At 68.2% G+C, this 19,639-nt stretch carries 22 protein-coding genes and 1 pseudogene; 8 read left to right on the top strand and 15 right to left on the bottom strand.

Going from position 1 to position 19,639, the window contains the following annotated elements:
• Position 1: 1 nt before the first annotated feature.
• Positions 2 to 196 carry a ferredoxin gene (locus ACLARN_RS41810; protein WP_409497026.1) on the bottom strand — a complete coding sequence of 65 codons (195 nt, stop codon included), beginning with the start codon at positions 194 to 196 and terminating at the stop codon, positions 2 to 4.
• 8 nt (positions 197 to 204) lie between these two features.
• Positions 205 to 1,419 carry a cytochrome P450 gene (locus ACLARN_RS41805; RefSeq protein WP_409497025.1) on the bottom strand — a complete coding sequence of 405 codons (1,215 nt, stop codon included), beginning with the start codon at positions 1,417 to 1,419 and terminating at the stop codon, positions 205 to 207.
• A 216-nt stretch (positions 1,420 to 1,635) separates the two neighbouring features.
• Between ACLARN_RS41805 and ACLARN_RS41800 the strand changes: the two genes are divergently transcribed.
• On the top strand, positions 1,636 to 2,313 hold the full coding sequence (locus tag ACLARN_RS41800; protein ID WP_409497024.1) for a TetR/AcrR family transcriptional regulator: 678 nt from the start codon (positions 1,636 to 1,638) through the stop codon (positions 2,311 to 2,313).
• A 54-nt stretch (positions 2,314 to 2,367) separates the two neighbouring features.
• Here ACLARN_RS41800 and ACLARN_RS41795 read toward each other — a convergent pair whose 3' ends face one another.
• The 5 genes from ACLARN_RS41795 to ACLARN_RS41775 are packed head-to-tail and all read right to left on the bottom strand — an operon-like array spanning position 2,368 to position 7,443.
• Positions 2,368 to 3,234 (bottom strand): aldehyde dehydrogenase family protein, encoded by an 867-nt coding sequence (locus ACLARN_RS41795; RefSeq protein ID WP_409497023.1) that lies wholly within the window; start codon positions 3,232 to 3,234, stop codon positions 2,368 to 2,370.
• On the bottom strand, positions 3,227 to 4,660 hold the full coding sequence (locus ACLARN_RS41790; RefSeq protein WP_409497022.1) for an aldehyde dehydrogenase family protein: 1,434 nt from the start codon (positions 4,658 to 4,660) through the stop codon (positions 3,227 to 3,229). Before ACLARN_RS41790 ends, ACLARN_RS41795 begins: the two co-directional genes overlap by 8 nt.
• Before the next feature lie 3 nt (positions 4,661 to 4,663).
• Complete coding sequence (gene deoC / locus ACLARN_RS41785; protein ID WP_409497021.1) at positions 4,664 to 5,638, bottom strand: deoxyribose-phosphate aldolase; 975 nt, start codon at positions 5,636 to 5,638, stop codon at positions 4,664 to 4,666.
• A 19-nt stretch (positions 5,639 to 5,657) separates the two neighbouring features.
• Positions 5,658 to 6,812 (bottom strand): serine hydrolase domain-containing protein, encoded by a 1,155-nt coding sequence (locus tag ACLARN_RS41780; protein ID WP_409497020.1) that lies wholly within the window; start codon positions 6,810 to 6,812, stop codon positions 5,658 to 5,660.
• Positions 6,813 to 6,834: 22 nt separating this feature from the next.
• Positions 6,835 to 7,443 carry a DUF1707 domain-containing protein gene (locus ACLARN_RS41775; RefSeq protein WP_409497041.1) on the bottom strand — a complete coding sequence of 203 codons (609 nt, stop codon included), beginning with the start codon at positions 7,441 to 7,443 and terminating at the stop codon, positions 6,835 to 6,837.
• 105 nt (positions 7,444 to 7,548) lie between these two features.
• On the opposite strand from ACLARN_RS41775, the gene ACLARN_RS41770 reads away from it, so the two are divergent.
• From ACLARN_RS41770 to ACLARN_RS41755, 4 genes are all read left to right on the top strand, one after another.
• Positions 7,549 to 7,989, top strand: a complete 441-nt coding sequence (locus ACLARN_RS41770) for a protein-tyrosine phosphatase family protein (RefSeq protein WP_409497019.1) — start codon at positions 7,549 to 7,551, stop codon at positions 7,987 to 7,989.
• 10 nt (positions 7,990 to 7,999) lie between these two features.
• Complete coding sequence (upp, locus tag ACLARN_RS41765; protein WP_409497018.1) at positions 8,000 to 8,623, top strand: uracil phosphoribosyltransferase; 624 nt, start codon at positions 8,000 to 8,002, stop codon at positions 8,621 to 8,623.
• A 100-nt stretch (positions 8,624 to 8,723) separates the two neighbouring features.
• Positions 8,724 to 9,317 carry an RNA polymerase sigma factor gene (locus ACLARN_RS41760; protein ID WP_409497040.1) on the top strand — a complete coding sequence of 198 codons (594 nt, stop codon included), beginning with the start codon at positions 8,724 to 8,726 and terminating at the stop codon, positions 9,315 to 9,317.
• Positions 9,314 to 10,600 carry a hypothetical protein gene (locus tag ACLARN_RS41755; protein ID WP_409497017.1) on the top strand — a complete coding sequence of 429 codons (1,287 nt, stop codon included), beginning with the start codon at positions 9,314 to 9,316 and terminating at the stop codon, positions 10,598 to 10,600. Before ACLARN_RS41760 ends, ACLARN_RS41755 begins: the two co-directional genes overlap by 4 nt.
• A 380-nt stretch (positions 10,601 to 10,980) precedes the next feature.
• Here ACLARN_RS41755 and ACLARN_RS41750 read toward each other — a convergent pair whose 3' ends face one another.
• The gene (locus tag ACLARN_RS41750) at positions 10,981 to 11,574 is read right to left on the bottom strand and encodes a TetR/AcrR family transcriptional regulator (protein ID WP_409497016.1); all 594 of its coding nucleotides are present in this window, start codon (positions 11,572 to 11,574) and stop codon (positions 10,981 to 10,983) included.
• Positions 11,575 to 11,658: 84 nt separating this feature from the next.
• Here ACLARN_RS41750 and ACLARN_RS41745 point away from each other — a divergent pair, with 84 nt between their 5' ends.
• Genes ACLARN_RS41745 through ACLARN_RS41735 form a run of 3 tightly spaced genes read left to right on the top strand, consistent with a single transcriptional unit; the run spans position 11,659 to position 14,066 of the window.
• Positions 11,659 to 12,060 (top strand): MerR family transcriptional regulator, encoded by a 402-nt coding sequence (locus tag ACLARN_RS41745; protein WP_409497015.1) that lies wholly within the window; start codon positions 11,659 to 11,661, stop codon positions 12,058 to 12,060.
• Complete coding sequence (locus tag ACLARN_RS41740) at positions 12,057 to 13,040, top strand: aldo/keto reductase (protein WP_409497014.1); 984 nt, start codon at positions 12,057 to 12,059, stop codon at positions 13,038 to 13,040. Before ACLARN_RS41745 ends, ACLARN_RS41740 begins: the two co-directional genes overlap by 4 nt.
• A 24-nt stretch (positions 13,041 to 13,064) precedes the next feature.
• A complete protein-coding gene (locus ACLARN_RS41735) occupies positions 13,065 to 14,066 on the top strand; it encodes an aldo/keto reductase (protein ID WP_409497013.1) in 1,002 nt (333 codons plus the stop codon).
• 42 nt (positions 14,067 to 14,108) lie between these two features.
• On the opposite strand, the gene hisS is transcribed toward ACLARN_RS41735, so the two are convergent.
• The 7 genes and pseudogenes from hisS to ACLARN_RS41700 all read right to left on the bottom strand — a co-directional run.
• Positions 14,109 to 15,395, bottom strand: coding sequence for a histidine--tRNA ligase (gene hisS, locus ACLARN_RS41730; RefSeq protein ID WP_409497012.1), 1,287 nt, complete (start codon positions 15,393 to 15,395; stop codon positions 14,109 to 14,111).
• 36 nt (positions 15,396 to 15,431) lie between these two features.
• Complete coding sequence (locus tag ACLARN_RS41725) at positions 15,432 to 15,821, bottom strand: hypothetical protein (RefSeq protein WP_409497011.1); 390 nt, start codon at positions 15,819 to 15,821, stop codon at positions 15,432 to 15,434.
• 85 nt (positions 15,822 to 15,906) lie between these two features.
• Positions 15,907 to 17,091: an amidohydrolase family protein gene (locus ACLARN_RS41720; protein ID WP_409497010.1), complete on the bottom strand. Its 1,185-nt coding sequence runs from the start codon at positions 17,089 to 17,091 to the stop codon at positions 15,907 to 15,909.
• Positions 17,088 to 18,221, bottom strand: coding sequence for an MAB_1171c family putative transporter (locus ACLARN_RS41715; protein WP_409497039.1), 1,134 nt, complete (start codon positions 18,219 to 18,221; stop codon positions 17,088 to 17,090). Before ACLARN_RS41715 ends, ACLARN_RS41720 begins: the two co-directional genes overlap by 4 nt.
• Positions 18,218 to 18,739 (bottom strand): hypothetical protein, encoded by a 522-nt coding sequence (locus tag ACLARN_RS41710; protein WP_409497009.1) that lies wholly within the window; start codon positions 18,737 to 18,739, stop codon positions 18,218 to 18,220. Before ACLARN_RS41710 ends, ACLARN_RS41715 begins: the two co-directional genes overlap by 4 nt.
• The gene (locus ACLARN_RS41705) at positions 18,736 to 19,128 is read right to left on the bottom strand and encodes a helix-turn-helix domain-containing protein (RefSeq protein ID WP_409497008.1); all 393 of its coding nucleotides are present in this window, start codon (positions 19,126 to 19,128) and stop codon (positions 18,736 to 18,738) included. Before ACLARN_RS41705 ends, ACLARN_RS41710 begins: the two co-directional genes overlap by 4 nt.
• 404 nt (positions 19,129 to 19,532) lie before the next feature.
• Positions 19,533 to 19,639, bottom strand: a pseudogene (locus ACLARN_RS41700) (IS5/IS1182 family transposase); the annotation flags it as partial.

The raw sequence follows: 19,639 nt of genomic DNA, 5'->3' as shown, positions 1-19,639 counted from the left end.
CTTACGCGAGCGAGAGCGCCTGACCAGGGCAGATGTGGACGGCCGTGCGTGCGTTCTCTTGCGCCTCGTCCCCCTCAGGCTCCGGGGTCAGCACGATGACCGTCCCGTCGTCCTCGCTCTGATCGAACAGATCGGGGTCGGTGAGCACGCACTGGCCCGCGCCCACACACCTCCCGGTGTCCGCGATGATCTTCATGGATCCTCCTACCAGGTGACCGGAAGGGCGTGGAGGCCGTAGATCGTCGAATCGTGCTTGAACTGCAGTTCGTCGACCGGAACGGCGATCCGGATGCCCGGAATACGCTTGAACAGCGTATCGAAAACGATCTGGAGTTCCATCCGCGCGAGGTTCTGGCCAAGACACTGGTGCACCCCGAACCCGAACGCCACGTGGTGCCGGGCGCCGCGCTCGATGTCGAAGGCGTCGGGGTTCTCGAACCCGTCCGGGTCGTGGTTGCCCGCGTTGCTCAGGCCGACGACGCCTTCACCCGCGCGGATGAGCGTGCCGCCGATCTCGACGTCCGCCGTGGCGAAGCGTGAGGTGGCCGACTCCGCGATGGTGAAGACCCGCAGAAGCTCTTCGATCGCGGGGAGCGTCTTGCCGGGGTCCGCCTTGATCTTCGCCAGCTGTCCGGGGTTCTCCAGCAGGGTCACCGTGCCGAGCGAGATCATGTTCGCGGTGGTCTCGTGTCCGGCGATGAGCAGGAGGAACGCCAAGCCGACGAGTTCGACGTGGTCGGCATCGCCCGTCTCGCGCTGCTTCAGGATCTGACGGCCGAGGAGGTCGTCTTCGGTGGCGTTCGCTTCCTTCTTGGTGACGAGTTCGTCGAGATAGTTCCGGAGGCTCTCGAACGCCGTCTGCCGTTCTTCGGGGCTGACCTCCCGGCTGAGCATCTTGGAACTGCACGCCTGGAAGAAATCGTGGTCCGAGTAGGGGACGCCGAGCAGTTCGCAGATCACCAGTGACGGAACCGGCAGGGAAAGCGCCTGGACGAGATCGGCGGGTTTGGGACCCGCGAGCAGGGCGTCGATATGCTCGTCGACGATCTGCTGGATCCGCGGCTGCAACGCCTTCATGCGCTTGACCGTGAATTCCCCGACGACGTCGCGCCGGGCCTGGCTGTGCTCCGGCGGATCCATCCCGATGAGGGACGGGCGGAATGAATCGTCTTCCGGGCGGACCGGCCGCGCGACCATCATCGGGAACGACGGATTCCGCCGGTCGGAACTGAAATGCGGGCTGCTCAGCATTTCGCGGATGTCTTCGAGCCGGGTGAGTGCCCAAGCCGTCTGCCCGGAAGGCAGACCGACCCGGGAAATCGGACTTTCCTCGCGAAGGTTCTTGTATTCCGGAGGCGGCGAAAACGGGCATTTTCGCGCCAGGGGCAAGGTGGCGGTGGTTTCCTCGACATCAGTCATCGGGTTTGTCCTTCCCCAGGGTGTCGGGTGGGTTCGGGCGATATCGGACAGGGCCCCAAAACGTATGCGGATGGTTTTATTCCGCTTATGTCACCCAAGGTACTCAAGCGGAGGCAGGTCGTCCACTCGCGAAGGGGTGGTTCTCCGGGAAGCGTGAAGGGGACGCGCGTACGTGCGAGAATCACGGCGCCGAAGCACCCTTGAGAGGCGAGGACCATGACAGCCGACCCCGAGACCCGCTTGCGTGCCGACGCGCGCCGGAACCGGGATCAGATCCTGGCCGCCGCGAGAGTCATCTTCGCCGCTCAGGGACCCGAGGTCCCGATGGAGGAGATCGCGCGCTCGGCGGGCGTCGGCGTCGGCACCCTCTACCGGCGTTTCCCGGACCGGGACGCGTTGATCCGGGCGGTCGCCGTCGACAATTTCGACAGGGTTCTCAGGGACGCGAAGGCCGCGAAGGACCAGGAGTCGTCTGACTGGGACGCCCTGATCCGGCTCTTGCACCAGTCGATGGAGCTACAGCTGAGCATTCAGCTCGCGATGGTGTCACCTCGTGCGCTGGCGATCCTCACGAGTGATCCCGCGATCAAAGCCCTGCGTGACGAGCTGCTGCTGGTGATGGACGCTTTCGTCCGGGGAGCGCAGGCGGAGGGGCGGCTCCGCGCGGACGTCGCGACCGGCGATGTGGCGATCCTGTTCGCGACCGTGCTGCGGCAGATGCCGGGCAAGGGCGAGGAGGTCGCGCGGATGGCGACCCGGCGGTGCATCGGCATCATGATCGACGGCCTGCGGGCCGCGGGCTCGAACGAGCTGCTTCCGGGCCGGGCCCTGACCGGCGCCGACCTGAACCCGCCACCAGCGGACTACTTGCGCCCGGGCCCGGATCGCGTTTAGCGGGCTAAACGCGATCCGGCCGCACGCAACTAGGGGACTAATTGCGCCAAGGGGCTAGACGCCCAGGGGGTGCCAGACGGTCTTCGCCTCCAGGTACCGCCGCAGCCGCGCCATGTCGGCGTCGGCGGTCCAGTCCGGCTCGGCGTCCGGGACGGTCAGGACGCGCTTCACGGTGCCCGCCGCGTCGCGCGCCAGGTCGGCACGGGCCGAAGGCTCCGCGCCGGTCGGGTCGAGGGCGTTGACGTCCGCGTGCGACGCCAGCCACGAGCCCAGTTCCGCCGCGCGTCCGGTCAGGATGTTCGCCACGCCACCAGGCAGGTCGGACGTCGCGAGGACCTCCGAAAGCGTGATCGCGGGCAGCGGCCGGTCCGCGCTGGAGACGACCACCGCGGTCGAGCCGGTCGCCAGCACCGGGGCCAGCACGCTCACCAGGCCCAGCAGCGACGACTGCTGCGGCGCGAGCACGCCGACGACACCGGTCGGTTCGGGCACGGTGAAGGAGAAGTACGGGCCCGCGACGGGGTTCGCCGCGCCGAGTACGGTCGCGATCTTGTCCGTCCAGCCCGCGTACCAGACCCAGCGGTCGATCGACGCGTCCACAATGGACTGGGCCTTCTTGGCCGCGACGCCTTCGGACGCCGAAACCTCCGCGACGAACTGCTCACGACGGCCTTCCAGCATCTCCGCCACCCGGTACAGCACCTGGCCGCGGTTGTACGCGGTCGCCGCCGACCAGCCGCCGAAAGCCTTGCGGGCGGCGGAAACCGCGTCGCGGACGTCCTTGCGGGACGCGTGCGAGGCGTTCGCCAGGAACTTGCCCTTGCTGTCGGTGACCGGGTACACCCGGCCCGATTCCGAGCGCGGGAACTTGCCGCCGATGTAGAGCTTGTAGGTCTTCGCCACCGAAATACGGTCAGACATCGAGGTAGGCCTCCAGTCCGGTGCGTCCGCCTTCGCGGCCGAAACCCGACTCCTGGTAGCCGCCGAACGGCGCGGCGGGATCGAAGCGGTTGAACGTGTTGGCCCAGACGACACCGGCACGGAGCTGGTTCGCCATCCACAGGATGCGCGAGCCCTTCTCGGTCCAGATACCGGCGGAGAGCCCGTACGGCGTGTTGTTCGCCTTGGTCACGGCCTCGTCCGGCGTGCGGAACGTCAGCACCGAAAGTACCGGCCCGAAGATCTCCTCGCGGGCGATGCGCATCGACTGCTGGACATCCGAGAACACCGTGGGAGCGAAGAAGAAACCGCGTTCCGGCACCGGGCACGGGCTGGTCCAGCGCTCCGCGCCTTCGGCGTCGCCGGATTCCACCAGGCCCTTGATCTTCGCGAGCTGCTCGGCGGAGTTGATCGCGCCGATGTCGGTGTTCTTGTCCAGCGGGTCGCCCAGTCGCAGGGTCGAGACGCGGTAGCGGAGCTTTTCGAGCACCTCTTCGGCGATCGATTCCTGCACCAGCAGACGCGAACCCGCGCAGCAGACGTGACCCTGGTTGAAGAAGATCCCGTTGACGATCCCCTCGACGGCCTGGTCCAGCGCGGCGTCGTCGAAGACGATGTTCGCGGCCTTGCCGCCCAGTTCCAGCGTGAGCTTCTTCGACGTGCCCGCGACCTGACGCTGAATGGCCTTGCCGACGTCGGTGGATCCGGTGAAGGCGACCTTGTTGACGTCGTCGTGGCCGACGAGCGCCGCGCCGATGTCACCGGCGCCGGGCAGGATGTTGACCACGCCGGGCGGGAGTTCGGCCTGCTGGCAGATCTCCGCGAACACGAGCGCGGTCAGCGGCGTGGTCTCCGCCGGTTTGAGCACCACGGTGTTGCCGGTGGCCAGCGCGGGCGCGATCTTCCACGCCAGCATCAGCAGCGGGAAGTTCCACGGGATGACCTGGCCCGCGACGCCGAGCGGCTTCGGGTTCGGGCCGTAGCCCGCGTAGTCGAGCTTGTCGGCCCAGCCCGCGTGGTAGAAGAAATGCGCGGCGGCCGTCGGCACGTCGGAGTCGCGCGATTCCTTGATCGGCTTGCCGTTGTCGAGGCTTTCCAGCACGGCCAGTTCCCGCGACCGTTCCTGGATCAGACGTGCGATGCGGAACAGGTACTTGGCGCGTTCCGAGCCCGGCATCTTGGACCAGATGTTGTTGTACGCCTTGCGTGCGGCCTTGACCGCGGTGTCCACATCGGACACCGACGCGGTGCCGACCTCGGCGAGCACCTCTTCGGTGGCCGGGTTGATCGTCTTGAGCGGCTCACCCGAGCCGTCGACGAATTCGCCGTTGACGAACGGCCGGTAATGCGGTTTGAGGTTCGCGAGGTCGCGCGATTCGGGCGCGGGCGCGTACTCGAAGATGCCCATGGATCAGTCCACCGTCACGTAGTCGGGACCGCTGTAGTGGCCGTCGGCCTGGGTGCGGCGCTGGAGCAGGAGGTCGTTGAGCAGGCTGGACGCGCCGAATCGGAACAGGTCCGGGGTCAGCCACTGCTCGCCGGCGACCTCGTGCACCGCGACCAGGTACTTGATCGCGTCCTTAGTCGTCCGGATGCCACCGGCGGGTTTGACGCCGCGCAGGTCACCGGTCTGGACGAACCAGTCGCGGACGGCCTGCAGCATCACGTGGGTGACCGGCAGCGTCGCGGCGGGCGAGACCTTGCCGGTGGAGGTCTTGATGAAGTCGCCGCCCGCCAGCAGCGCGAGCCACGAAGCGCGGCGCACGTTGTCGTAGGTGGCCAGCTCACCGGTCTCGAGGATGACCTTCAGATGCGCGCCGCCGCAGGCGGCCTTGATCGCCTGGATCTCCTCGAAGACCGCCATGTAGCGACCCTCCAGGAACGCGCCCCTGTCGATCACCATGTCGATCTCGGCGGCGCCGGCGTCGACGGCGATCTTGGTGTCGGCCAGCTTGATCTCGCGGCTCGTGCGACCGGCCGGGAAGCCGGTGGCCACACTCGCGACGTGGATGCCGGTGCCGCGCAGCGCCTCGACAGCCGTCTCGACCATGTCCGGGTACACGCATACGGCCGCCACCTGAGGAGTGTCCGGGCGGTCCGGGTCCGGCCGCTTGGCCTTCGCGGCGAGCGCGCGGACCTTGCCCTGGGTGTCGGCGCCTTCGAGGGTCGTCAGGTCGACCATCGAGATGGCGGTGTCGATCGCCCAGAGCTTGGCGGCCTTCTTGATACTGCGCGTGCCGAGGCCCGCGGCCCGCTGCTCGACGCCGACCTGGTCGACACCGGGCAGCCCGTGCAGGAACCGGCGCAGGCTCGCCTCGTCGCGAGTCGCGTCCGTCAGCGGCGCCGGGGTGGCCGGCACCGCTGACGAGCTGGTCGTAGCTGTCATACCGGTGAGTGTAGGCGGCCTACAGGCTGGGCACCGGGGCCTGGGCGGCTGCCCGCGCGGGCAGCACCGGCGCGCAGAACTCGTTGATCATCGGCAGCTGGCGCTTCAGCGCGGCGTCCGGTGACGCGGTGAGGTCCACGGTGGCCAGCGTCGAGATGTTCTTGCCCGCTTCGTCACGGAAGCTGAGGGTGTTGAAGCCGGGCAGGTCGCCGCCGTGGCCCCAGATGGTGATGTCCTCCGCGCAGATGCCCGCGCTCTTGAGGTTCAGCTTCATCAGGCCGAGTCCGTACTCCATGCCGCCGGCCGGGACCGTCTTCTTCATCTGCGAGAGCAGATCGGCGGGCAACAGGCGGCCGCCGAGCAGCGCCTCGAAGAAGCGGTTGAGGTCGGCGCCCGAGGACACCACGCCGCCCGCGCCGAAGTAGCGCGAGTAGTTGTAGGTGGTGACGTCGGTGAGGCCACGCGGGGCGTCGTACAGCTGCTCGTAACCGCGGGCGGCCGGGCCGATCAGGAACGGGAAGTCGCGGGGGAGCGAGGTGTCGCGCAGGTGCAGCGGACGGGTGATGCGTTCGGCCAGCACCCGCTCCAGCGGCTTGCGGGTGAGCTTCTCGACCAGCAGGCCGAGGACGTTGTAGCCGGTGTTGGAGTACGCCCAGCCCGTCCCGGGCTTGAACTGCAGCGGCTGCTTCGTGCTCAGGCGGATCTGGTCGTCGCTGTCGAAGTGCTCGAAGCGCTCGGTGTCGATCTCCGGTCCGGTCGCCCAGGAGTCCTCGGGGAGCAGGTCGCGGGGGAGGCCGCTGGTGTGTTGCAGCAGCTGGCGGACGGTGATCGGTTCCGGGTACGGCAGCAGGCCGGGCAGGGAGCGCTGGATGGGCTCGTCGAGTCCGACACGGTTCTCGGCCGCGAGCTGGAGGACCAGCGTCGCGACGAACACCTTGGACACGCTCGCCACCCGCCAGCGCCCGGAGGCGTTGGGCTTGCCGGGCCGCTCGATGTTCGCGACGCCGCTGACGCCTCGGAAGTCGTCGGCGACCGCGACCATTCCCGGGATGCCCGCGGCGACCGCCGCGTCCATCGCCGTCTGGCGCGGATCGGTCTTCCCGGCGGCCGTCGCAGGCAAGGCGGTGACGGAAAGCAGTGCGGCACAAGCGATCGCGACGAAACTTCGGCGCATCAGACGGTCCCCCCGGTTCGGTTCAGCGTTCGAGTTCAGGTGTGTCCTTCTTACGTGGCTTCCGTACAACGGTGACGGCGCCCCAGAACGCCAGCCCGGTGATCTTCACCGTCGGGGCGGTCGGCGGCGCGGCGGGTGTCCCGGCGCGGTCCTCCAGCTCGAAAGCGCCCATGAAGCCGATTCCGGTGACGTCCACGTTGATGTCGTCGGGCACGATGATGTCGATCCCGCCCATGATCGCAACCGCGGTGATCGTCGTGTTCTTCTCGGCGAAACGCGCGTGCCGCAGGTCGATGTCGGTGCCGCCCCAGAACGCGAAACTGTTGTGCTGCGGCGGGACGACCCAGCTGCCCTTGCGGGACGCGCCGGACATGACGGCGATCGAGGCGCCGGAGCCCGGATGCCCGCCGATGCGGTCGTCGGGCAGGCCGAGCGCTCGTGACGTCGCGGGCTGGATCGCCGAACGGGTCTGCGGCAGATCCGCGGTGACCGGTTTGAGGTCGCCGACGGTCTTGGCCTCATAGACGATGGTGAGCCGTTCTTCCAGCTCGTTGATGGTGATGCGGCCCTCGGACATCGCCGCGTGCAGCACCTGCGCGACCTGTTCGCGGTCGGCGTCGGAGATGCGCATCTGTTCGGGTCCCGGCAGGGCAGGCTCTTCGCTCACGTGCGGGAGCCTAGCGCCGCCGGGAGGGCTGGGCGTCCATCTTCCGGCCGACAGTGGGATTCTGCCGTGATGGGGAACTCATTACCTGGCGCGATCGCGCTGCCGGACGGTGTCGAAATTCGAGGACGAGGCCTGGGTCGTCCCTGGCCAGAGGGGCCTTCGCCGGATTTCGGGCTGTATCTGGGTGGCGCGAAGCTGCGCCGGAAGCACGACCACAAGCTGGACTGGGGCCACGAGTGGATCCGCTGGCCCGACTTCCTGCTCCCGACGGACTGGGCGGACGCGCGGCGGCGGATCGTCGCCCTGCACGGGCGGGCCGCGGCGGGAGAGGCCGTCGAGGTCGCCTGTCACGGCGGGGTCGGGCGGACCGGCACGGTGCTGTCCTGTCTGGCGACGCTTTCCGGGCTGACCGCCGACGAAGCCGTCGCGTGGGCGCGGGCGAACCACGACAAGCGTTCGGTGGAGACGCCGTGGCAGCGCCGCTGGGTCGGCTGGTTCGCACGGCAGTAAATTGACTCGCATGGATGTGCACGTCGTTGATCACCCCCTGGCCAAGGCCAGGCTCTCCACCATGCGCGACGCGCGCACCGACAGTGCCGCTTTCCGGGCGGCGCTGCACGAACTGACCGTCATGCTGGTCTACGAAGCCACCCGCGACATGCCCGTGCGCATTGACCGGATCCACACGCCGGTGGCGCGCACCGACGGCTACGCGCTGGCGAGCCCGCCGCTGCTCGTGCCGGTGCTGCGGGCCGGGCTGGGAATGGCGGACCAGGCGCACAAGCTGATCCCCGACGCCCAGATGGGCTTCGTCGGGCTCGCCCGCGACGAGGAGACGCTCAAGCCGACGCCGTATCTGGAGTCGCTGCCCGAATCGCTCGCCGACCGGCCGGTGCTGGTGCTCGACCCGATGCTGGCGACCGGCGGCTCGATGGAGTACACGATCCGGCTGCTCACCGACCGGGGCGCCACCGACGTCACCGCGATCTGCGCGCTGGCCGCGCCCGAGGGGATCGAGCACCTCGGGAAGACCGGGCTGCCGGTGCGGGTGGTGACCGCGAGCATCGACGAGCGGCTCAACGACTCCGGGTTCATCGTGCCTGGTCTCGGGGACGCAGGTGACCGGCAATACGGGGCCGTCTGACGCTCGCTCCGGATCGCGTTTAGCCCGCTAAACGCGATCCGGTGCCGTGGATTCGCAACATCTCGGCCGTCGCCGGTCACTGACGGATGTGACCAGAACAGTGACCGGATCGGTGGGGGTGCCGGTGGACTCGTGCGAACCTCCTCCCGACAGGAGCGACACGGAGCTTTGGCTGGCGGCCGCGGGCGGTGATCACGGGGCGTTCACCGAGCTGTTCGAACGCCACGCCCAGTCGGTGTGGAATCACGCCTACCGGCTCACGGGGTCGTGGGCGTCGGCGGAAGACCTGACGTCGACGACGTTTCTCACCGCCTGGCGGCGCAAGGCGGACATCACTCTCATCCGCGACAGCGCGCTGCCCTGGCTGTACACCGTCGCGGGGAACCTCGCGCGCACCGAACACCGCAGCACCGGGCGGCGGCTCCGGCTCGTCCGGCGGCTGCCGGAACCCCGGTCGGTGTCCGACCACGCCGACACCGTCGTCGACCAGCTCGACGGCGAAGACCGGCTCCGGCAAGTGCTCGCCTTGGTCGCGAAGCTGCCGAAGTCGCAGCGCCAAGCCGTCGAACTCTGCCTGCTCGGCGATCTCTCCCTTCCGGACGCCGCCGAACTGCTCGGTGTCGCCGAGGTGACCGTTCGAGCCCACATCTCGCGGGCCCGTGCGCAGCTGCGGGCCGCTCTGGAGGAGAAATGACCGACGACCTCGGCCTGCCCGGCAGGCGTGACCTCCCCCCGGAAGTGCTCGACAACCTGCGGATGTCCCTGCGGGAGGGGATGGGAAAACCCGCGCGGCGGCGATGGCCGATCGTCGCCGCCGCGGCCGCCGTCGTCCTGGTCCTCGCGGGCGCACTGGTCACGACCGTGATCATCCGGGAGCCGGATGGCACGGGACCCGTCGTCGCGAACCCTGACTTCTCCCTCGACTGGCCGAAGGCGGTGACGGCCATGAACCGGTGCTGGGCCGCCGTCCAGTCCGAGGGCAGAGCCGCGAGCTTCCCGGACCGGGACGAGTGGGTGCCGCGATTCACCGTCGCCCCGGCTTGGACGTCGGTGACCGTCGTCGCGGTGATGGCGGACGACAAGCCGTTCTTCTGCGAGACGACGCTCATGACGGCGACGGTGTCCGACCCGGACGCCACTCCGACCTACACGCAGGGCGGGCGGACCGCGGCCCTGCTGATGACGCGGACGGGGACGATCGCGGGCGTCGTCGATCCCGGCTGGCCGAAACTGGAAGTGACGGGGCGGAACCCGGACTCGTCCTCCGTGGTGGAGACTTCGGTCTTCCGGCCGGGGAACCTGTTCGTGCACCTTGCGCAGATGAAGCCCTCGATGACCAGCTACGCGGTCGGGCCGACACCCGGGGAGCAATCCCGCCCGCCCGAGTACCAGGCGCCGTACTTCCTTCCGCCCGCGCCGGAACCGGCCGCGTCGAGCCTCGACCAGCCGGTGTCCCCGGTGCCCGAACGGGCCATGCCGTCGGGTGAGTTCTTCAACACCTGCACGAGGGGAGCGTCCGAAGTGCTGCCCGACGAGGACGCTTACAAGGCCGGCGCGCTCCTCGAGGGTGAGGATGTCCGAGTCGTCGTCGCCCGCCTGGGTGACCGGGCCATCGTGTGCCAGGGCGGACTCGGGTACCGGGACGGGAAGACCGAGTACTACCGGATCTTCCCGGATCAGCCGAATCCTTCGACGTCGGTTCACACCTTGCGGGCCGAGACGGTCGGCGGGGTGGTTCGGAACGGGGAGGAGGTCAAGCCGCGGAACGCGTATGTGGGGGTCGTGCCCGAGGCCGCGGCCGCGGTGAAGCTCGACTTCGGGCCCGGCGGGAAGGTCGACGCGACGGTCGCCGAAGGGACTTTCGCGGCATGGCAGCCGGACAACGTCAGCGAGGACTACCCGAACGCGAAGGTGGGGATCACCGTCCTGGACGCGGCGGGGGCGGTCCTCCACCAGGGAACCCTGCCGCTCTACTGACCACCGGATCGCGTTTAGCCCGCTAAACGCGATCCGGTGGCGCGGGACCCGCGTGAAGGCCCCCTTCCCTCGGCTGAGCCGAGGGAAGGGGGCCTTCACGCGGGTTCGGAAGTACATGAAGGGGGCCTTCACGGAGCTAGGCGCAAGGAAGGGGGCCTTCATGTACTTACGCAGGTGCGCGGCCTGCCGATCGCGTTTAGCGGGCTAAACGCGATCCGCAGGGCGACAGCCGAGGTGAGGAGGTCGTGAAGGCCTCCTTCCCTACTCTGAAGGTAGGCAAGGAGGCCTTCACGACCTGGCGGCATCGCCTTTAGCCCGCTAAACGCGCCAGGCGGCCGGGGCAACGGCGGATCGCGTTTAGCGGGCTAAACGCGAGACGGTCACCGGCGCAGCCAGCCGGAGGCGTTCGCCCGCAGCGCAGTTTCGTAGGCGGTGCTCACGGTGTACGCGTCCGGCAGGTTCCCGTTCAGTTCCAGCGACACGAGGCCGTGCACGGTTCCCCAGCAGCTCACGACGATGACCTCGGGCGGCGCGGCGATGAAGACGCCGTCGGTGACCGCCTTGCGGATCGTCTCCTCCAGCGGCGCCATCGTGGCGCGAGCCTGCTCGGACGTCTCCTCGGCCGGCTCGAAACCCGGCACCGACTTCGTGAACATGATCGCGTAGAGGTGCGGGTCGGCCAGCGCGCTTTCCCGGTACGCGACGCCGAGACGCACGAGGTCCTCGACCGGGTCACCACTCAGCGTCACGCCGGACATCCGGAGACCGAAGCGGCGGAAGCCCTCGGAGAAGAGAGCGCTGACCAGATCCGTTTTCCCGCCGAAGAGTGAATAGACCGCGGTGGTGGACGTGCCGACGTCGGCGGCCAGTTTGCGGAGGCTGAGGGCCTTCGGGCCGTCGGCCGAGATGAGCTCTCCGGCGCGGTCCAGCAGTTTCAGCCGGAGGTTCTCGTCGTGCGTCCTGGGACGGGGCATGCGCCGAGCGTATCGCAACGCTGTTATCAATCACTCGGATTCGGATTTGACCTGGAGCGCACTCCAGGTCGTACTGTCGTTCACATGAGCTACTCGATAGCGGAAGCCGCGCGACGTAGCGGGTTGTCCATCGACACCCTCAGGTACTACGAGCGCATCCAACTCGTCGAGCCCCCGGCGCGGGACGCCGCGGGGCGCCGCGCCTACACCGAGGACGACCTCGGATGGCTGGGGTTCCTGACCAAGCTGCGCTTGACCGGCATGCCCATCAAGCGGATGCGGGAGTACGCGTCGCTGCGCCACCACGGAGCGGCGAGCGCGGGACGGCGCAAGTCGATCCTCGTCGACCAGCGCACCTCGGTCGCCGACCGGATCGCCGAGTTGCAGGCCTGCCTCGACATCCTCGACTACAAGATCGACCACTACGACCAGGTGGAACGCAAGGTGCTCGGCACCGGAGCCACCATGGAGGGAATTTCAGCGTGATCACCACCAGGAGGCTCGGCGCTCTGGAAGTCGGGGCGCAGGGACTCGGCTGCATGGGAATGAGCCAGGCCTACGGCGTCCGCGACAACGACGCGGAGTCGATCGCCACCATCCACCGCGCCCTCGAACTGGGGGTGACCCTGCTCGACACGTCCAACGTGTACGCAGACGGTGAGAACGAGGAATTTGTCGGCAAGGCGATCGCGGGCAAACGGGACCAGGTCGTGCTGGCGACCAAGTTCGGCATCATCTGGACCGAGGACGGCGGGATGGCCGCTCGCGGGGACGCGGCCTACGTCAAGAAGTGCTGCGAAGACTCCTTGCGACGGCTGAACGTCGACCACATCGACCTCTTCTACCAGCACCGCGTCGACCCCGACACGCCGGTCGAAGAGACCTGGGGCGCGCTCTCGGAGCTGGTGGACGAGGGGAAGATCCGGTTCGCCGGGATCTCCGAGGCGAGCGCCGAGACGATCCGCCGCGCGCACGCCGTGCACCCGGTGACGGCGTTGCAGAGCGAGTGGTCGCTGTGGACCCGTGGCATCGAAGGCGAGATCCTCTCGACCGTTCGTGAGCTGGGGATCGGCGTCGTGCCGTTCTCGCCGCTCGGCCGCGGTTTCCTCACCGGCAGCGTGACGTCGGTGAAGGACCTGCCTGCGGACGACATGCGCCGCGGGCTGCCGCGGTTCGCCGAGGGCAACTTCGAACGCAACATGGCGATCGTCGAGGCGCTGCGTGCGTTGGCAGCGGAAAAGGGCGTCACCGCCGGACAGCTGGCGCTCGCGTGGGTGCAGTCGCGGGGCGACGACGTCGTGCCGATCCCGGGCACCAAACGCCGCAAGTACCTCGAAGAGAACGCCGCCGCGGCGGAACTGGAACTGTCCGAAGTGGACATCGAGGCCATCGAAAAGGCCGCGCCCGCCGAGGCGATCGCCGGTGAGCGTTACCCGGAGCGGCTCGCCCGCGCCGCCGGTAAGTAAACCCAGAGAATTGCGAGAGAAATCATGACGGGTTCCACCCTGCCCATTCGCAGGCTCGGCACGCTGCAAGTCGGCGCGCAGGGGCTCGGCTGCATGGGCATGAGCGAGTTCTACGGCCAGGGTGACGACACCGAATCGATCGCGACGATCCATCGCGCGATCGAGCTGGGGGTGACCCTGATCGACACGGCGGACATGTACGGCTTCGGCCGCAACGAGGAACTGGTCGGCCGTGCGCTGGTCGGCAAACGGGACAAGGTCGTGCTGGCCACCAAGTTCGGCATCGTCCGCGACGAGGCGGATCCCGGCAAACGCGGGATCCGCGGCGACGAATTCTATGTGCGGCAACAGGTCGAAGCGTCGCTGCGACGGCTGAACGTCGACCACATCGATCTGTACTACCAGCACCGGGTCGATCCGAACGTGCCGATCGAGGAGACCGCCGCCGCGTTGTCCTCACTGGTCGAGCAGGGGAAGGTCCGGCACATCGGGTTGTCCGAGGCCGGCCCGGAGACGATCCGGCGGGCGCACGCCGTGCATCCGGTGACGGCGGTGCAGACGGAATGGTCGCTATGGTCGCGCGACATCGAGAACGAGATCGTTCCGGTCTGCCGGGAGCTCGGCATCGGTTTGGTGCCGTATTCCCCGCTGGGGCGCGGTTTCCTCACCGGCCGCTTCAAGTCCAAAGAGGACTTCGCGGAAGGTGACTTCCGGCAGACGACCCAGCCGCGGTTCGCCGAGGGCAACCTGGAGCGGAACCTGGCGATGGTCGAGGCGCTGAGGGCACTGGCCGAGCGGAAGGGCGTGACCGCGGGCCAGCTGGCGTTGGCGTGGGTGCAGGCCCAGGGTGAGGACGTCGTGCCGATCCCGGGCACCAAGCGGCGCAAGTACCTCGAAGAGAACGTCGCGGCCGTCGGCCTGAGGCTGACCGCCGAGGACGTGGCCTCGATCGAGGCGGCGATGCCCGCCGACGCGGTCGCGGGGGAGCGTTACCCCGAGGCGGCCATGCGCTTGCTGTCACGCTGAACGAAAACCGGCGCCGGTCGAACCGGCGCCGGTTTTTCGTTGTCACATCAGGGAAGTGACCGCCGAGACCACGCCGTCGAGGGCCACGGTCTGCTGCTCGCGGGTCGCGAGACCGCGGACCGTCACGTTCCCGGCGTCCCAGTCCTCCTGGCCGACGATCACCACGGCCCGCGCACCGGCCTTGTCGGCCCGGGTGAGTTCCTTGCCCAGTTTGCGGAGTTCGACGGGCGTGAGCGTGCGCAGACCGGCTTTCCGGAGCCGTCCCGCGACCTCGCGTGCGGCGTCGGTGAGCTCTTCGACCACCGGGATCACCACGACATCGGCCTCGCTGCGCGGCTTCGGCGTCAGCTCGTGGGTGTCGAGGAAGTCGATCAGCGTGACGTCGCCCATGCCGAAGCCGATCCCGGGGATCTGCTGCGACGTGAACAACGACGCCAGGTCGCTGTACCGGCCGCCGCCGAAAAGGGCCCGGCGGTTTTCCGGAGAGGTGTCGAAGACCTCGAACACGGTCGACGTGTAGTACGCGAGCCCGCGCACGATCATCGGATCGAACGTGATCAGGTTCGCGGCGCCGCTATTCAGCACCTTCACCAGGTTCGAGTTCTCCTTGACCTGCTCGGGCAGCTCGTCGAGCAGCGCCGCGCCGGACGACAGGATCTCGGTCAGCTTCTCGAACTGCTTGTCGGTCAGCCCGATCTCGGCCGCGGTGTCGCTCAGCTTCGTGCGGTCCGACTTCTCCCAGCGGTCCACCAGCGTGAACACCTGCGGCAACTGCTCCGCGGTCACGCCGACGATGTCGGTGAGCGCCGAAGAGAGCAGGTTCCGGTCGTTGGCGCGCACCTGGAACATGTCCGGGGTCGCGCCGAGCGCGCCCATCATGTCGTGGATCAGCTCGAAGATCTCGATCTCGCAGTTCGCGCTGTCCGAACCGAAGATGTCCGCGTTGATCTGCCAGTGCTCGCGGACCCGACCACGCTGCGGCCGCTCGTAACGGTGGCAGTTCGGGTGGCTGTACCAGCGCACCGGGAACTGGAGCGACTTCGCGTTGCCCGCGATCATCCTGGCAACCGACGGCGTCATCTCCGGGCGCAGCGCCAGCCGCTCGCCGCCCTTGGTGGTCAGCGTGTACAGCTGCTGGTCGGCGATCTCCTGCCCGGACTTGCGTTCGTAGATCTCGGCGGGTTCGAGGATCGGGCCGTCGTAGCGGAGGAAGCCCCGCAGTTCGAGCACGTCGTAGAGATGGCCGAACACCTGCGTCCGGACGGACATCTCGGCGGGCAGGAAGTCGCGGGTCCCCTTGGCGGGGGCTGTCGGCAGGTATTCAGGCACGTCAGCAAGCTTAACGAGCGGTCGCCACCGCCTTTGTCAGGGGAAGGCCACGCCGTACGCGGTGGTCAAGATCGCCGCCCCGAGCAGGACGGCCCCGGCGCTGGTGACCCGTCCGCCGAGCTTGCCCTTGCCCGGTGCCAGGTGCAGGAAGAAGCCGCCGGACTGGGCGAGTACGCCGAACAGCAGCAGGAAGCAGACGATCCACAGCGTGGTGTCCGAGAGCCCGGTCTGCTTGAGGATCTGGAGCGCGACCAGCGCCAGCACCAGCAGGACACCGGCGTGGGCGTGACCCGCGCGGAACATGGTCCGCTGGTGTTCGGTCAGTTTCCGGTCGCGCAGGACACCCATCAGGGCATACCCGCCGTACATCACCGTCGGCAGCGACACGAGCGCGATGACCGTGAACAGTCTGATGGGGCCTTCCATGGCTCTAAATCCCTTCGTGGTGGGGAAGGCAACGATAACACTGTTTTAAAACGGTGTCACCAAAATCGGCGTCCCACTCTCGGGGTCAGACCCGGGAGCCGCGCGCGAGGACGAGACGAAGGTTCCGGAGTGCGGAAAGATCGGTGAGCGGGTCGCCGTCGACCACCAGGACGTCGGCGCTCAGCCCGGGGGCGAGTCGTCCCGTGACGTCGCCGAGGCCGAGTCCGGTGGCGCTGTCCTCGGTCGCGATCTCGAGGATCCGGCGCCTGCCGAAGCCGAGCCATTCGTAGAGTTCGAGTGCGCCGACCGGATCGTCGAAAACCGACCCTGGCAGCCCGGCGTCCGTCCCCGACAGGAGCGGGACACCCAGCTCCTCCAGCCAGGACAGCCGACCGTAGACCTTCCTCGCGAGTTCCTCGCCCATCCGCTCGGCCAGCACGCGCCAGTTGCGGCTGCTCGTCGAACACGCCGCGATGCCCTCGTCGGCCATCCGGTTGGCGACGCCGTCACGCCGGTCCTGCTGTTGTGGACCGGTCATCCACGTGCAGTGTTCGATCGTGCGGACCCCGGCCTCGACCGACGCCTCGATCGCGTCGGCGCCGTGAGCGTGCGCCGCGACGGGAAGTCCGTGGCTCGCCGCGTGTTCCACGATCAGGCGCAGTTGCCGGACGTCGAACTGCGACTCCCACATGTCCGCGCCGCCTTCGGTGATCTGGCCGCCGCTGGCCATCACCTTGATCACGTCCGCGCCGGCCGCCGCGTTGGCGTCGATGAGCGCGCGGATCGCGTCGTCGTCGGCGACCTCACCGCCGAAGAAATGGCAGTGTCCATTGGGGACAGTCAGAGGCGTGCCCGCGGTCAGCAGACGCGGAGCGACTGCACCTTCCGCTTCGAGTTCCGCCCGCACCCGTGCGCCGAGGGCGCCGGAGTCGCCGAGATCCCGCACAGTCGTGACACCGCTGCGCAGCAACTGCCCCAAGCGGTCCTTGGCCCCCGCGCGGAGAGCGGCGTCGTCACTCGCCAGGAAATTCGGGAGCATCTCGCGGGTGGCGTCGAAAGCCAGGTGCACGTGGGCGTTGAAGAGGCCGGGCAGCAGCGTCGCGCCGGGGAAGTCGAGCCGTTCGGCGTCCGGCGAAGCCTGTGCGGTGACTTCGGCGCGCGGGCCCGCCGCGAGGATCCGGTCGCCCTCGACGAGTACGGCGCCGTCCTCGACAGGGGTACTCGGACGCGGCAGGATCCGGCTCGCGGTAAGGAGAAGCTGCAAGGTCAAGCCTCGTTTCGGGATACCGCGGCCGAAAGCGCGAGCAACGGCCGCACGTCGGATTCGATGTCCCCCGCGCCGCCGGGAAGCACGAGTTTCGCCCGCCCGTCGGTCTCCTCGCCCGCGGTCTGCCTGGCGATCGCCGTCTTCAGTGCCTCCGCCGCCGCGGCGGGGTCGTCGACGGCGAGCGCGGTGAGATCGGTTTCCAGGTAAGGGCTCAACTGCACGAGCCCGTCCCGGATCTCGATCACGCGGCGGTAGTAGCGGCGGTGGATCGTGCGCGGACGCCACCGCTCCCACGGTCCGTGCGGCGTGGTCCGGAGCACGATGTTCGGGTAGACCTCGGCGAGGACGGTCCACAAGGGTGTGAGCCGTTCGTGGTGCGACCGGTGCTGGCGACGGCGGCGCAGCGCGGCGAACCGCGCGCGGACGCCGGGATAGGTGATCCCCGCGAGGAAGAGCACGATCCCGAGCAGCACCAGCGGGACGGCGACGGTGAGCAGAAGCGGGACCGACGGCCCGAACGCCCAGGCGATCACGATGTAGAGCGCGCGGAAGACGCTGCCCGCCGCGAGGCAGATCAGTCCGGCGGCGCTGAGTTTCAACCCGGTCCGCAGGTGCCGGTCCGCCGAGCGGATGTACCGGAAGATCCACCAGGCGCAGGCGGACAGGCCGTAGACCAGGTACAGCCCGGCCCCGAGGTAGAACAGCGCCACGCCGGACACGTGCACGAGCTTCGGGCTCAGCGCGAGCCCGCGTGCTTCCGGCGGTGTGATGGCCATGGCGACCAGCATCAGCGCGATCGCGCCCGCCAGCGGGACCAATTCGAAGAGGACCCGTCGCGGCTGGCGCGGGCCGAGTGCGGAGCCGAGGAAGACGATCAACAACGCGCAGACCCCGATAGCGAGCAAGACGTTGTTGACGAGGCGGCCGGTGCCCCGGCCGGTCAGTCCGTCGAGCCAGCCGGAGATGACCTTCTGCTGGGCGAGGAAGGAACCGGCGACGCAGACGATCGTGATGGTGATCGCCCAGTTCGGGAGCACCCGCGGTGCCCGGTACGTCTGGTAGATCCGCCAGGCGAGCGCCGTCGCGAACAGCACCATCGCCACGATGTTGAGAGGGGAGAACAGCGAGTTCACAGCCACCCTTGATGGTCGCCCAGCGCGCCTTGGACACGGCGGACGTCATCGTCGTCGGCGCGACGGGGAATCGTGTAGTTCAAGACCGACGCCCATTCGAGGATGATGGTCGCCACGGTCTCGGCTTCCCATTCGTGCGCCTCATCGTAGGAGGTGCGGCGTAGCGCGCGGTGTACGGCGTCACCGTCGAGCCCGGGCGCGGGGCCGCGCAGGAAGTCGGCCGGTTCGGCGTCGCCGCCGGGATGGTGATCGGCGAGCATATGCCCGAGTTCGTGCAGGACGATGTGATCCTGGTGGGATTTCGTGGTCTCCTGCTGGAAGAAGATGTAGTCCGCCGCCGAGGTGGCGATCCAGCAGCCGAACGGGCCTGGCACCTCCAGTGGGTACGGCATCAGCCGGATCGGCCTGCCGCGCTGCTCGCCGAGCCGCTCGCAGAGCACGCCGACGTCGAGCGGCGGTTCGATGTCGAGACTGTTCAGCATCTTCCGGCAGCGTTTGCGGAGTTCGCGTTCCTTCATCGGTTTTCGCCCGGCTGCTCGCGTTCGGCGCGTTCGTATCGTTCGACGAGTTCCAGCAGATCCATGACCTGGCGGCGGCCCTGCGGGGAAAGCTCCTGCGCGCGCATGGCCATGAGCTTCACCTCTCCGATGGGGGGTGGTTCCTGCTCTTCGAAGAAGTAGGTGATCGGGACGCCGAAAAGTCTCGCGAGTGCTTCGACGTAGTGGATCTTCGGATTGATCCGTTTGCCGGTGGCGAGCTGCTGGAGGTACGCGGGCGACATGGCGGGCCCGCCGGCGCGATCGATCGCCGCGGACAGTTCGCGATAGCTGTGCGGGGCACCTTCGTCCGCGCGTACCGAGTCGATCAGCGCGCTCAGTTTCTGGGCGAAGGTCTGGTGCGGCGACATGGCCCCCCGTTCGTTCCATGGTCCCGTTCTGTAGTTGGAGTGTAACGCGATTCGGCCTGTCCGCAGCTGTTGACAGCGTATGTATGCAGTGGTTTACAGTTGTCAGGCGGTTTCGTACCGTGTCCAGGCCTCTTGCTCCGGAATCCGTGCCCTGGGGGTGTACGGACAACGGAGTGAGAGGCGTTTTTCCAGGTGGGTGCACAAGATCGTGCTTTATGTAGTACGCTTGGGTAGCCAAGGTTGATCGCCATCACGGCGAACCCTTGGCCTAGGCCTGTTGCCGGAGGTCGACCCCCAGGGCTTCCGGTAACAGGCCCCTTTACTTTCTCGTACCGCAACTAGAGGACTAATTGCGGCGGGGTGCGATGCTTACGCAAGTAGGCGACTAGGGCCTGTTTCAGATGTTAGAGCCATTCGTTGATCGCGGCGATGGTGACGGTGGTGTCGTAGCGGACGGCGAGTTTGTCGTATCTGGTGGCGACGGCTCGGTAGCGTTTGAGCCGGTTGATGC

It is taken from the genome of Amycolatopsis sp. cmx-11-12 (assembly GCF_046269425.1).
Classification (GTDB): Bacteria; Actinomycetota; Actinomycetes; order Mycobacteriales; family Pseudonocardiaceae; genus Amycolatopsis.
The sequence above is the reverse complement of the archived record's forward strand: the minus strand, read 5'-3'. Positions and strand labels throughout refer to the sequence as shown.